Annotated in this window: 13 protein-coding genes; 12 read left to right on the forward strand and 1 reads right to left on the reverse strand. The window is 33.1% G+C overall.

Going from position 1 to position 12,797, the window contains the following annotated elements:
- The 7 genes from ACNC7R_RS01280 (at window position 1) to ACNC7R_RS01310 (ending at window position 9,041) form a co-directional block, all read left to right on the forward strand.
- On the forward strand, window positions 1-1,221 hold the full coding sequence (locus ACNC7R_RS01280) for a peptidoglycan DD-metalloendopeptidase family protein (RefSeq protein ID WP_417939186.1): 1,221 nt from the start codon (window positions 1-3) through the stop codon (window positions 1,219-1,221).
- A gap of 13 nt (window positions 1,222-1,234) precedes the next feature.
- Window positions 1,235-1,855, forward strand: coding sequence for a hypothetical protein (locus ACNC7R_RS01285; RefSeq protein WP_417939187.1), 621 nt, complete (start codon window positions 1,235-1,237; stop codon window positions 1,853-1,855).
- 18 nt (window positions 1,856-1,873) lie between these two features.
- Entirely contained in the window at window positions 1,874-2,605 is a 732-nt protein-coding gene (locus tag ACNC7R_RS01290; protein WP_417939188.1) for a YARHG domain-containing protein, read from the forward strand.
- Window positions 2,606-2,722: 117 nt separating this feature from the next.
- Window positions 2,723-4,366, forward strand: coding sequence for a glucose-6-phosphate isomerase (pgi, locus tag ACNC7R_RS01295; protein ID WP_417939189.1), 1,644 nt, complete (start codon window positions 2,723-2,725; stop codon window positions 4,364-4,366).
- Between the two features lie 311 nt (window positions 4,367-4,677).
- Window positions 4,678-7,932, forward strand: coding sequence for a TonB-dependent receptor (locus ACNC7R_RS01300; RefSeq protein WP_417939190.1), 3,255 nt, complete (start codon window positions 4,678-4,680; stop codon window positions 7,930-7,932).
- A gap of 103 nt (window positions 7,933-8,035) precedes the next feature.
- On the forward strand, window positions 8,036-8,458 hold the full coding sequence (locus tag ACNC7R_RS01305; RefSeq protein ID WP_417939191.1) for a hypothetical protein: 423 nt from the start codon (window positions 8,036-8,038) through the stop codon (window positions 8,456-8,458).
- An 88-nt stretch (window positions 8,459-8,546) separates the two neighbouring features.
- Window positions 8,547-9,041, forward strand: coding sequence for a septal ring lytic transglycosylase RlpA family protein (locus tag ACNC7R_RS01310; protein WP_417939192.1), 495 nt, complete (start codon window positions 8,547-8,549; stop codon window positions 9,039-9,041).
- 14 nt (window positions 9,042-9,055) lie between these two features.
- Here ACNC7R_RS01310 and ACNC7R_RS01315 read toward each other — a convergent pair whose 3' ends face one another.
- Window positions 9,056-9,511: a DinB family protein gene (locus ACNC7R_RS01315; protein WP_110307117.1), complete on the reverse strand. Its 456-nt coding sequence runs from the start codon at window positions 9,509-9,511 to the stop codon at window positions 9,056-9,058.
- A gap of 75 nt (window positions 9,512-9,586) precedes the next feature.
- Between ACNC7R_RS01315 and ACNC7R_RS01320 the strand changes: the two genes are divergently transcribed.
- The 5 genes from ACNC7R_RS01320 to nadD all read left to right on the forward strand — a co-directional run bounded on the left by ACNC7R_RS01320 (window position 9,587) and on the right by nadD (window position 12,794).
- Entirely contained in the window at window positions 9,587-9,943 is a 357-nt protein-coding gene (locus ACNC7R_RS01320; RefSeq protein WP_417939193.1) for an arsenate reductase family protein, read from the forward strand.
- 242 nt (window positions 9,944-10,185) lie between these two features.
- Window positions 10,186-11,046 carry a YicC/YloC family endoribonuclease gene (locus ACNC7R_RS01325; RefSeq protein ID WP_417939194.1) on the forward strand — a complete coding sequence of 287 codons (861 nt, stop codon included), beginning with the start codon at window positions 10,186-10,188 and terminating at the stop codon, window positions 11,044-11,046.
- Window positions 11,047-11,110: 64 nt separating this feature from the next.
- Complete coding sequence (gmk, locus tag ACNC7R_RS01330; protein ID WP_078229075.1) at window positions 11,111-11,683, forward strand: guanylate kinase; 573 nt, start codon at window positions 11,111-11,113, stop codon at window positions 11,681-11,683.
- A gap of 101 nt (window positions 11,684-11,784) precedes the next feature.
- Complete coding sequence (locus ACNC7R_RS01335; RefSeq protein ID WP_417939195.1) at window positions 11,785-12,150, forward strand: four helix bundle protein; 366 nt, start codon at window positions 11,785-11,787, stop codon at window positions 12,148-12,150.
- Between the two features lie 62 nt (window positions 12,151-12,212).
- Window positions 12,213-12,794, forward strand: a complete 582-nt coding sequence (gene nadD / locus ACNC7R_RS01340) for a nicotinate (nicotinamide) nucleotide adenylyltransferase (RefSeq protein ID WP_417939196.1) — start codon at window positions 12,213-12,215, stop codon at window positions 12,792-12,794.
- The last annotated feature ends 3 nt before the right edge of the window (window positions 12,795-12,797 follow it).

Below are 12,797 nucleotides of genomic sequence, written 5' to 3' on the forward strand. Positions count from 1 at the left end.
TTGAAAAAAGCATTCGTAATTATAATACTCTTATTTTCAATAATTTCTTGTAACAAAAAAGAAGAAAAAGCTGAAATTAAAATTACTAAACCAAAAACTAAAAAGATAGAATTTGGATTTAATTACAATGATTTTAATGTAGTTCATGATACTGTAAAAAAAGGGGATTCTTTCGGATCCATAATTCAGCATCAAAATATTGGCTCAAAACAGGTTTATAATATCGTTGAGCAGGTGAAAGATTCTTTTAATGTGAGATCTATTCGATACAATAAGGCTTACACTATTCTTCGCTCAAAAAATAAAACCAATAAACTCCAGTTTTTTATTTATCAGCCAGATGCCCTCACTTATTATGTTATTGATTTTAGAGATACGGTTGCAAATGCTTATAAAAAAGTAAAACCCGTTACGTTTAAACGTAAAATAATTGGTGGAGTTTTAAAAAGCTCTTTATCTGAAACCTTAGGGAATAATAGTGTAGAAGCCGCACTTGCCAGCCGGATTACAAAAGTATTTTCCTGGTCAATTGATTTCTTTAAACTTAAAAAAGGAGATCGTTACGGTTTGATTTTTACAGAACGTTTCATCAATGGTAAAACCTACGACGGTGTAGAAGATTTACAGGCAGCTTTTTTTGAATACAAAGGAAAAATCGTTTATGCTTTTCCGTTTGAAAAAGATACGCTGTCCGGAAAAATTGAATATTATGATGATGAAGGAAAGACACTTAAGAATTTCTTCCTGAAAACACCAATTAAATTCAGCCGCATTACTTCCAGATTTACGATGAACAGGTTTCATCCTGTACAGCACAGATGGAAAGCCCATAAAGGAACTGATTACGCAGCACCGAGAGGAACTCCAATTTCTACAACTGCTTCAGGAGTGGTAGAGCAGACAGGTTATACCGCCGGAAACGGAAATTTTGTAAAAGTAAAACACAACGGGACGTATTCGACTCAATATTTACACATGTCAAAAATTCTGGTACGCCGCGGACAGCGTGTAACACAAGGGCAGACCATTGGTCTTGTTGGAAGTACAGGTTTAGCTTCCGGACCTCACGTTTGTTATCGCTTTTGGAAAAATGGAGTTCAGGTAGATGCGCTTCGATTGAATCTTCCAACAGGAGAATCTTTAACAGGAAATGATAAAACGCGTTTCTTAAAACAAATGGAGCCTTTAAAGAGAGAGCTGGATAGTATTGGTAATTTGTAGTATTCCTTAAAACATGAAAAATAAACGCATTAAAGAAACTCTTAATGAGACTTTTTCAGATTTAAAACTATTTTACAGAGATACTAATTTGACTGACAATTTTATTGAAAAATACAAAGTTGGGCAAATAATAAAAGAAAAAGGCTTTACCGATATGACTTCAATTGGAGGTGGTCTTTCAGGGAATTTGAGGTATTTAATTGCCAGTGCCAATGCAAAAGATATTTCAAAATTTAATCCTGATTCTTCGAAAATCGGACATTTTCTTTTGGATGAGATTACATTTTTTAAAGTTTTGGATATTCATAAAATCGGAAATAAAACACAGGTTTTTCTGCTTCATATTCCGGATAATTCACTTTCGCTTTTTAAAAATTCAACTTCTAATCTTGAAGAAGAAATAACGGAGAAAGCCAGGCAAAAATTTAGTTCCAAAATCAATGCTCCTTTAATACCGGAATTGCAGACAGAAAGCTGGAAAGAAAGGACAAAATCGCCCATTGGGATAAATGATCAGGGCGAAATGTTTTTCGATGATGCAACCATAAAAATGGAAGAACCCAAAAGAATTGAGGTCAACAAGGATAAAAAAATCATTGAAATTAATAAAAAGCCGTGGTGGAAGATTTGGTAAAATTTCAAAAATAAATAAATGAAAACAATATTTAGCCTTTTTGCTCTTTTCCTTTTGCAAACTTCATTTGGACAAATACTAAAGGATTGTTCTTTATGCAAAACTCAATTAATAAAAAATGCACAGGTAGAAGGCTTAAATATTGGAAAAATAAGACTCTTAACGAATGAAATTTTTGCAAGAAATGGTTATGAATTTGAGAATTCCCGATTTCAGCAGTATTTTGATAATAAATTCTGGTACAAGTCAGTTGAGGATAATAAAAAAGTAATTCTTAATGATATTGAAAGGAAAAATATTGCATTTTTTAAAGAAGTAATCAAAAAGCTTGAAGATCAAAGAAAAGAAATGATTCTACAGCTTAAGGATTTAAAAAACCTAATCAATCAGGATAAACTTTCTGACCTTAAAACAAATTATAATTTCAGTTATGAACAACAAGATAATACAGAAGAGAAAAAACTATTAAAAAGGGTTTTTACCAAAGTTAATCTTGATGATATTAACTATTACAAAGATAAAGGAATTTATAAAACTACTGAAGACAATGGGTTTGTTCAAATTGTTTATACGATTTATATTGAAAATGACGGAATAAATATTTCATATAATTACATGAGTCATTCTGAGATTATTGAGGGGTTTGATGAATATACCGATTATTACTCTGAAAACGAATATAGTTATAATTGGCAATTTAAGTTCCTTAAAAACAAATTGAATTTTGTAACGCTTATGGTCGCTGGTTAGTGTCAGAAAATAGTATTAGAAATAAATCGTTTTCGTAACTAATTGCCCTGTAAAGAAATATTAAATAGTTATTTCAGTATTTTTGTGTTTCTAAAAAAACTACAATCTTATTAAAAAATGGCTTTAAACACAACAAATCCAACAGGAACTGATGCGTGGAAAAATCTACAGAACCACTTTAACGCAATTCAGCAAACTACAATACAGGAATTATTTCAAAAAGATAGTGCACGTGCAGAAAAATTCAGCTTACAATGGAATGATTTTTTAGTTGATTATTCTAAAAACAATGTTAGTGAAGAAACTATTTCGCTTTTGTTGGAATTAGCGAATTCAATTGAATTAAAAAGTGCTATTTCTCAATATTTCGGAGGAGAAATCATCAATCAGACAGAAAACAGAGCCGTTTTGCATACTGCTTTGCGTACACCGGAATCTGCCGTTATAAAAGTGGACGGAGAAAATGTAATTCCGGAAGTTTACGAAGTAAAAAATAAAATTAAAAGCTTTACAAACGAAGTAATTTCGGGAGTCAGAAAAGGATATACTGGAAAAGCATTTACAGATATTGTAAATATTGGGATCGGAGGTTCTGATCTTGGACCGGTAATGGCTGTGGAAGCGTTACAATTTTATAAAAACCATTTAAATGTACATTTCGTTTCAAATGTAGATGGTGATCACGTTAATGAAGTAATCAAAAAGTTAAATCCTGAAACCACGTTATTTTTAATTGTTTCTAAAACATTTACGACTCAGGAAACTTTATCAAACTCAGAAACGATAAAAGAGTGGTTTTTGAAATCAGCATCTCAGGAAGACATTGCTAAACATTTCGTGGCAGTTTCAACCAATATACAAAAAGTAACGGAATTCGGAATTAATCCTGACAATGTTTTTCCAATGTGGGACTGGGTTGGAGGAAGATTTTCCTTATGGAGTGCAGTTGGTTTGAGTATTGCTTTGGCGATTGGTTTTGATCATTACAACGAATTATTAAAGGGAGCTAATGAAATGGATGAACATTTCAAGTTGGCAGAGTTTGATCAAAACATTCCGGTAATCTTAGCTTTATTGAGTATTTGGTACAATAATTTTTATGGTGCCGAAAGTGAGGCTTTGATTCCGTACACACAATATTTGCAAAAATTAGCACCCTATCTGCAGCAGGCAACCATGGAAAGCAACGGAAAAAGTGTTGGTCGTGACGGAGAACCGGTTAATTACCAAACTGGTACCATTATCTGGGGAGAGCCTGGAACCAATTCGCAGCATGCATTTTTTCAATTGATTCACCAGGGAACAAAATTGATTCCGACAGATTTTATTGGATTCATAAAACCATTATACGGAAACGGAGATCATCACGATAAACTCATGTCTAACTTTTTTGCACAGACAGAAGCATTACTAAACGGAAAAACAGCTGCACAGGTTCAGGCAGAGTTTGATAAGCAAGGTCTTTCTGCAGAAAAAGCTTCTTACTTGCTGCCATTTAAAGTTTTTACAGGAAACAAACCAACAAATACAATCCTGATTGAAAAACTAACGCCTAAAAGCTTAGGTTCGTTGATTGCTTTATACGAACATAAGATTTTTGTACAAGGAGTAATTTGGAATATCTTTAGTTTTGACCAATGGGGAGTAGAACTAGGAAAACAATTGGCGAATTCTATTTTAGAAGAAATAAATACAAAAACTGTGAAAACGCACGATAGTTCGACTTCATTTTTACTTAATCATTTCTTAAGTAAAAAATAATCGCTATCATTTTTTTGGAATAAGTTAACGTCTTAATTGTTTTAATTAAGGCGTTTTTTTGTTGCATAATTTTAACAATTCTTACAAAACATACTGATTTTTACCTGTTTGTACAGATTTATCATGGCGTATTATTATTCTTTTAATAAAAAAAGTAAGCATTAAATTGAAATATTGTATTTTATTTATCAAATAAAGATAAAATCGTTTTAATGTTCAATGCAATGTATAAAACTTGCTATTCTTAACTTTTTGATAACATTATCTGATTAAATTGTTATAATTTTGCCAAAAACAATAAACAAAAACAGATGAAAAAATTGTCAAAGTTTCTCTTAATGCTTTTAGCGTTTATTTATGCAGGAGATATTTATGCGCAAGGAAACACTACTTCTTCTATTAACGGAGTCGTAAATGATTCTCAAAACAAATCGCTTCCCGGAGCAACAATACTTGCTGTTCATGAAGCTTCAGGTAGCCGTTATTCAACTACTACTGATTTTGATGGTCATTTTAGGATTTCAAACATGCGTGTAGGTGGTCCTTATAAAATTGAAGTTACTTTTGTTGGTTTTAAAACCTATACTGAAACCGATGTTTATCTCCAGTTAGGAGATTCTAAAAGTCTGAAAGTTAATTTGAAAGATGAGGCTAATGAACTTAGTGAAGTAGTTGTGGTTGGAAGAAAAGATCCCATGTTTAACTCTAAAAAAACAGGGTCTCAAACTATTATTGATCACGATAAAATTAATGAATTGCCTTCATTATCAAGAAATATTGCTGATTTTGCAAGACTTACGCCTCAGGCTCAATTACGTGGTGATGATCAAATTTCTATAGGTGGTCAAAATAACAGATTCAATGCAATTTATATTGATGGAGCTGTAAATAATGACGTTTTCGGATTAGCAGCGAGTGGAACAAATGGAGGACAAACTGGTGTTAGTCCGATTTCATTAGATGCAATTGAGCAATTTCAGGTAAGTGTTTCTCCTTATGATGTTAAATTATCGGGATTTGCAGGAGGTGCTATTAGTGCAATTACGCGTTCAGGTACAAATAATTTCGACGGTTCTGCTTACTTTTTATACAGAGATCAATCTTTAGCGGGAAAAACCCCAACACGTTCCGGAAGTACTATTGAGAGAACCAAATTGTCTGATTTCACGGCTAAAACATATGGTGTTAGAGCTGGGGGAGCAATTTTAAAGGATAAATTGTTCTACTTCATTAACTATGAAAAACAAGAAAATGATACACCTCAACCTTTTGATATTGCAAATTACACAGGAAATACAAAAGCAGCAGGACTAGAAAGTTTAAGTAAACATTTAATAGATAAATATAAGTATAATCCTGGGTCATATCAAAATAATAAAGCTTCATTAATAAGTGATAAATTGATTGCTAAAATTGACTGGAATATTAATGATAATAATAAATTATCTATTAAAAATAGTTATGTAAAATCTACCAACTTTTCTCCATTCCGTTCTTCAAGCACTGCAATTAATTTCTTAAATGGTGCTCAAACTTTTGAATCTATTACAAATTCAGCATCTTTAGAATTAAATACCAGATTCAATAATAAATTTTCTAATAATTTAGTTGTTGGGTTCACAACTGTGAATGATGACAGAGATGCATCTGGTGATCCATTTCCAACAGTAACTATTAGAGATGGTTCAGGAACTATTTATTTTGGGTCTGAAGCAAGTTCAACTGCAAACTTGCTAAATCAAAGAGTACTAACAATCACAGACAACTTTGAAATTAATGTTGGTAAACATAATATTTTAATTGGTACTCACAATGAATTGTCTTATGCTAAAAACGTGTTTATCAATAGAAACTTCGGGGCTTATGATTTCAATAGTGTGGAACAATTTATGGATCCAAATCTTTATAAGGCATACCGTTACCGTTTAGGATATTCATTATTTGGTGGTTCAGGGGATGATTCTAAAGGAGCTGCTGAATTTAATATGAATCAATTTGGTTTATATGTTCAGGATAATATTAGAGTAACAGACAATTTCCGTCTAAATATTGGTGTTCGAGCTGATATGCCGGTATGGGAAGATGGACTTGTTAATGATGATTTTAACAACAGAACTATTAAATTATTAGAAAATAAAGGAAGAGATCTAAAGGGAGCTAAGGTAGGACAAGGAATTAAAAACACAGTACATTTCTCTCCTAGAATTGGTTTTAACTACGATGTTGATGGTGAGAAAATAACTCAGGTCAGAGGAGGTATTGGGGTATTTACTTCAAGAGTTCCATTAGTATGGCCAGGAGGAGCATACAATAATAATGGTGTTTCTCAAAACACAATTCAAATAAATAACTCTGCTAGTACACCTACACCAAATTTCAACCCTAACACTAGCATTGATAGCCAATTATATTCTAATGGTGTTGCTTTAGGGCCGTTGCCAGGAGATTCAAAATTCGGTGGTAATATCGATTTGTTTGCAAAAGATTTTAAGCTTCCACAAGTTTTGAAAACGAGTCTGGCTTTCGATAGAAAATTAGGATCTGGCTGGGTTATATCTGCTGAAGCAATTTGGAATGAAAATCTTAATTCAATCCAATACCAAAACTTAAACATTGCTGACCCTACAACCAATTTAACAGGTGCAGATAACAGACCAAGATACAATGGAAATGTTCGTATTGATAACACTTACCAAGGGATTTATTTAGGATCTAATAAAAAAGCAGGAAGTTCATGGAATACGAATTTTACTGTTGCTAAAAACTTTACATCAGATTTTATCGATGCAAATATTTCAGCTACTTATGCTTATGGAGAATCATATGTTTGGATGGATGCAACAAGTTCGCAAAACAGCTCACAATGGCAATATATAGAAACTGTTAACGGTTCAAATGCAATTTCTGGTGTATCCAGATCAGATTTTGATCAGGGATCAAGAGTTCTTGCTAATTCTTCTTTAAAATTCAAATGGAATAAATCAATTAAAACTACGATTGGTTTCTATTACGAAGGGACTCAGGGAACACCTTTTAGCTATGTTTATGATGATACTGGTAACTTGTTGCGTGATACTTTTCAGCCTTCAGCCTTAATTTACGTTCCTAAAAACAAAAATGAAATAGTCTTCACGCCTTCTGCAACAATGACGGCTGATCAACAGTGGGAAGCTCTTAATAATTTTATTTCAAATGACAAATATTTGAGCAGCAGAAGAGGTAAATATGCAGAACGTAACGGAGACCGTTTAGACTGGAGTCATGTTGTTGATGTAAAAATTGCTCAGGAATTTTCAATAAATGTTAATAAGAAAAGCCATAAACTAGAGTTTACAGCTGATATTTTTAACTTTACAAACTTGTTAAATAAGAACTGGGGAAGAAGATATTTTATGAATAACGATCAGGTATTGCTTATTAAACACACTGGATTCTTGCCAGATGGTACTACACCAACATTCAATTTTAATCCAAATGTTACAAGCAACATTAATCAAATAGATGATGTAGGTTTACAATCTTCAAGATGGCAGATGCAAGTTGGAGCAAGATATTCTTTCAACTAAATAAGAACCAAAATAAATAATTAAAAACGGCATTGACTTTTAGTTTAATGCCGTTTTTTTTTAACCTTTTTTGTTATATTTGTTTTAAACAAAAAATTAATCTATGTACCCTTTTATTCAAAAACTCCACTCCGGCTGGGCTTATTTGGCATTACTACTTTTATTAATTGCAGTTGTAAACGCCATTCTCGGATTCACTTCAAAAAAAGATTTTACCGCTAAAGACCGAAAAATTGCTTTATTCGCTTTGATAGGAACACATACACAATTGCTGATTGGTTTGATTGTTTATTTTGTGTCTCCATTAGGAAAAGATGCATTGGGACAAATGTCTAACGCCGCACTTCGATTAACTTCATTAGAACATCCCTTAATCAATATAATTGCTATTACCCTAATCACAATAGGATGGTCAAAACATAAAAAACTAATTAATAGCGAAGCAAAATTTAAAACATTTGCTATTTTTTACGGTTTAGGGTTAGTGCTTATTTTAAGCAGAATTCCCTGGAACTTATGGTTCTGAAAAAGCCAAAATAAGCCCTCTCACAGGGCTTTTTTTATCTCGGCATATTATTTGTACAAGTCCCCCCAAGTCTGAAAAAAAATAAATTATGAGGAATAAAAAAAATATTTTGCTCTCTCTCGTTTCGGTGACTTTATTAAGTTGCTTTACCTACGTTATGAGTCAGAGTAAACCAGTTGAAGCCAAGGTTTCTCAGGACACTTTAAAAACTGACAATTCCAAAGTTCTAAAGCTTTCCCCACCAACAGATTCTATTTTTAGTGTGCAAGGCCTAAAACTGAAACTCTACAAAAAATCAGCTCATGCTTCTTATTACCATGATCGTTTTAATGGAAAAAGAACAGCAAGCGGTGCACGCTTCAATAATAATAAATACACAGCTGCCCATAAAAAATTACCTTTCGGAACTAAAGTAAAAGTCACAAATGAAGCCAATGGGAAGTTTGTAATTGTTGAAATTACTGATAGAGGACCATTTGTGAGAACAAGAGATATTGACTTGTCAAAAAGAGCTTTTATGGAAATTACCAAAAGTAAAGGAGCAGGAGCAATGACCGTTACAATAGAAAGAATAATGAATTAAAATATCCGAAAGTTTTAAACAAACTTTCGGATACTCATTATAATTCCGGTATGTGTGGCTTCATGATAATTATTAAAAGATAAGGCATCTTCTATATTTCGAAGTGTAAAACCCATACTGGTAGTGTATTCCGTATATTTTAGAAATATTTTAGCAGCATAATCTTTTTCTGCCTGTTGTAGTGTGTCTGAAAGCAATCTTCTGATTTCATCTACTTCTTCTTGTGAAACATCACCTTCGGGTTTAGTATCTTTTCTGTATCTGGCAATAAATTCATCCGGGACAATAGAAGGAAGTCCTGATAATTTATACACTAAAGCCTGTTGTGCCGCAATACAATGGGCAATATTCCAGATTAGGTTATTATTAAATCCTTGTGGGATTTTGTTTAATTGTTCTAATGAATGACTATCTAAAATTTTTAACAGAATTTCCCTGCTTGTTTTTTGTACTTCGAAAACTGGATTCATAAATTTATTTTTTTATAAAATTAGACAATTTTTAAGTTTCAATGATTTTCTTTGTATCGAAATAAAATTAAAATTATGAACAAAATATACTATTTGGCATCCTGCGATACATGTCGAAAAATTATCAAAAACCTGCCTAAAGACAACGATTTAATTTTTCATGACATTAAACAAAATCCAATTTCTGAAGCCGAGCTCGAAGAAATGTACCAACTTTCCGGAAGTTATGAAGCGTTATTCAGTAAAAAAGCACAATTATACAAGTCAATGGATTTAAAAAACAAAGCCTTGACCGAAGTTGATTTTAAAAAATACATTATGGAGCATTATACTTTTTTAAGCCGTCCGGTTTTTATTATTGACGGTAAAATTTACATCGGGAACAGCCAGCAGAATATTTTGCAGGTAATGAAAGCTCTGGAAGAAAAGTAAACAAAATGTATCGAGAACCTTAGTGCTAAAAAGCTTCTCGATACAATTTTTAATCATAAAGCTATCGCATTATTATTAAAAATCACTCGAAGTGACGAATGCAATTCCTTAGCTTGATAATATTGGTATGGATAGCCCGGCCTTTAGGCAACGCCCATAGAATTTAAAACGTAGACGCCATGAAAAACTAGAAATCTTCCCTGTAAAGTTTTTTAGTATCTTTGCGCCTTTATACTCAATATATGATACAATCGATGACCGGTTTTGGTAAAGCTTCTTTGCAATTGCCAACGAAAAAAATTACTGTAGAAGTAAAATCTCTGAATAGTAAAGGTTTAGACCTGAATGTGAGAATGCCTTCGGTTTACCGTGAAATGGAATTGGGGTTACGCACCCTGATTTCGACCAGGCTGGAAAGAGGGAAAGTCGATTTTGCAATTTACGTCGAAAGTACTTCTGAGCAGACTTCTACAAAAGTAAATGTTCCGGTTGTGAAAAATTATATAGCCCAGTTAAGGGAAGTTTATCCCACTGCAGATGAAACCGAACTGATGAAAATGGCGGTTCGTATGCCGGATGTTCTAAAAACAGAACGTGAGGAAATTGACGAAGAGGACTGGGAGCAGATTCAGGTCATCATCGACGAAGCGCTACAAAATATATTAAGTTTCAGAAAAGACGAAGGAGAATCGCTTGAGAAAGAATTCAATCTTCGAATTGCAAATATTCGTCAATATATGGAGGACGCCCTGGCATTAGATCCGGAAAGGGTTCAGGCTATAAAAGAGCGTCTTCACACAGCAATTTCTGAATTACAGGTTAATGTTGATGAAAATCGCTTCGAGCAGGAGCTGATCTATTATTTGGAAAAACTGGATATTACGGAAGAGAAAGTCCGCCTCACCAATCACTTAGATTATTTTGTTGAAACTTTAAAAGGTAACGAAGCAAACGGACGTAAACTTGGGTTTATCACCCAGGAAATGGGAAGAGAAATCAATACGATGGGTTCAAAATCGAATCATGCGCAGATGCAGAAACTGGTGGTGATGATGAAAGATGAACTCGAGAAGATTAAGGAACAGGTACTAAACGTATTATAAAGTAATCAGTAAGTGAATACTAATTAGCTGTTCACTAATTACTAATTACTAATTGCATATAAAAATGAATAAAGGAAAATTAATTGTTTTTTCGGCACCTTCAGGATCGGGAAAAACAACGATAGTAAAACATTTACTAAAACAGGAAGATTTAAATTTAGAATTTTCAATCTCAGCAGCTTCCCGTGACCCGCGCGGAGAAGAAGTCAACGGAAAAGATTATTATTTTATTTCGCTTGAAGAATTCAAAAAACACATTAAAGCTGAAGATTTCCTGGAATGGGAAGAAGTGTACCGCGATAATTTTTACGGTACTTTAAAATCGGAAATTGAAAGAATCTGGGCTTTGGGTAAAAATGTCATCTTCGATATTGATGTTGCCGGAGGATTGCGTATCAAACATAAATTTCCCGAACAGACTTTAGCCGTTTTCGTAAAACCACCAAGTGTTGACGAACTAAAACGCCGATTAAAAGAACGCTCTACAGAAAGCGAAGATAAAATCAATATGCGTATTGCAAAAGCTTCAGTTGAACTTGCGACTGCTCCTCAATTTGACGTGATTATTAAAAACTATGATTTAGCTGTGGCTTTGGAAGAAGCGCATCAGTTGGTGAAGGATTTTGTTTCTAAATGAGTAATTAGTCCTTAAGTCTGTTGGTGAAAGTACTGACTTATTAAGTGCTGGATAGTCCTAAGTGCTTAGTTCTTGAGTTATTAATTTAGAAGTTTGAATATATGGGTGGAATTAGTTCGTATAAAGAATTACTTATTTGGCAAAAGGGGATTAAGATTGTTGTTTTGGTTTATAAACTCACTAATAGCTTTCCGAAAGAAGAAATATATGCGTTGACAAGCCAGTTAAAAAGGGCCAGCGTATCAATTCCTTCAAATATTGCTGAAGGATTTGGACGTCAGACGGATAAATCATTTAATCATTTTTTAAGTATTTCCAGAGGTTCTTTAAACGAATTAGAAACACAACTGATTATAGCAAAAGAATTAGATTTTATTTCTGATGATTTCTTATTTAATGAAATCATGTTTTTAATTGAAGAAGAAAGCAAAATGATAAACGCATTTTCCAAAAACCTAAAAGAATAATTGGGGTTTTAGCTTGGAAAAAGGACTAAGGACTAACCACTATAATAAACTAAGGACTAAAAATGAAAATAGGCCTCTACTTCGGAACATATAATCCCATTCATATTGGTCATATGATTATTGCCAATCATATGGCAGAGTATGCTGGTTTAGATCAGATCTGGATGGTCGTTACACCTCATAATCCGTTAAAAAAGAAAGCGACTTTATTAGACGATCAGCAGCGCTTGCAAATGGTTTTTCTGGCAACAGAAGATTATCCGAAAATAAAACCGTCTGATATCGAGTTTAAATTACCTCAACCGAGTTATACCGTTATCACGCTGGCGCATCTACAAGATAAATATCCCAATCATGAGTTTTCACTGATTATGGGAGAGGATAATCTGAAAACACTTCACAAGTGGAAAAACTATGAAGTGATTCTAGAAAATTATGATATTTACGTTTACCCGCGTATTTCAGAAGAACTGGAAAATAGCGAACTAAAATCGCATCCAAAAGTTCATATTATTGATGCGCCTGTTGTAGAAATTTCGTCTACTTTTATTCGGAAGAATATCAAAGAGGGAAAAAACATCCAGCCGCTTTTGCCTTCAAAAGTCTGGGGATATATTGACCATAATAATTTTTATAAGAAATAATTT

The organism is Flavobacterium adiutor (genome assembly GCF_048282555.1).
GTDB lineage: Bacteria > Bacteroidota > Bacteroidia > Flavobacteriales > Flavobacteriaceae > Flavobacterium.

Excerpts from the sequence above, each read along its gene's own strand:
- ACNC7R_RS01285 (WP_417939187.1), top strand. The coding sequence starts at position 1,235 with ATGAAAAATAAACGCATTAAAGAAACTCTTAATGAGACTTTTTCAGAT.
- ACNC7R_RS01290 (WP_417939188.1), top strand. The coding sequence starts at position 1,874 with ATGAAAACAATATTTAGCCTTTTTGCTCTTTTCCTTTTGCAAACTTCA.
- pgi (WP_417939189.1), top strand. The coding sequence starts at position 2,723 with ATGGCTTTAAACACAACAAATCCAACAGGAACTGATGCGTGGAAAAAT.
- ACNC7R_RS01300 (WP_417939190.1), top strand. The coding sequence starts at position 4,678 with ATGAAAAAATTGTCAAAGTTTCTCTTAATGCTTTTAGCGTTTATTTAT.
- ACNC7R_RS01305 (WP_417939191.1), top strand. The coding sequence starts at position 8,036 with ATGTACCCTTTTATTCAAAAACTCCACTCCGGCTGGGCTTATTTGGCA.
- ACNC7R_RS01310 (WP_417939192.1), top strand. The coding sequence starts at position 8,547 with ATGAGGAATAAAAAAAATATTTTGCTCTCTCTCGTTTCGGTGACTTTA.
- ACNC7R_RS01315 (WP_110307117.1), bottom strand. The coding sequence starts at position 9,511 with ATGAATCCAGTTTTCGAAGTACAAAAAACAAGCAGGGAAATTCTGTTA.
- ACNC7R_RS01320 (WP_417939193.1), top strand. The coding sequence starts at position 9,587 with ATGAACAAAATATACTATTTGGCATCCTGCGATACATGTCGAAAAATT.
- ACNC7R_RS01325 (WP_417939194.1), top strand. The coding sequence starts at position 10,186 with ATGATACAATCGATGACCGGTTTTGGTAAAGCTTCTTTGCAATTGCCA.
- gmk (WP_078229075.1), top strand. The coding sequence starts at position 11,111 with ATGAATAAAGGAAAATTAATTGTTTTTTCGGCACCTTCAGGATCGGGA.
- ACNC7R_RS01335 (WP_417939195.1), top strand. The coding sequence starts at position 11,785 with ATGGGTGGAATTAGTTCGTATAAAGAATTACTTATTTGGCAAAAGGGG.
- nadD (WP_417939196.1), top strand. The coding sequence starts at position 12,213 with ATGAAAATAGGCCTCTACTTCGGAACATATAATCCCATTCATATTGGT.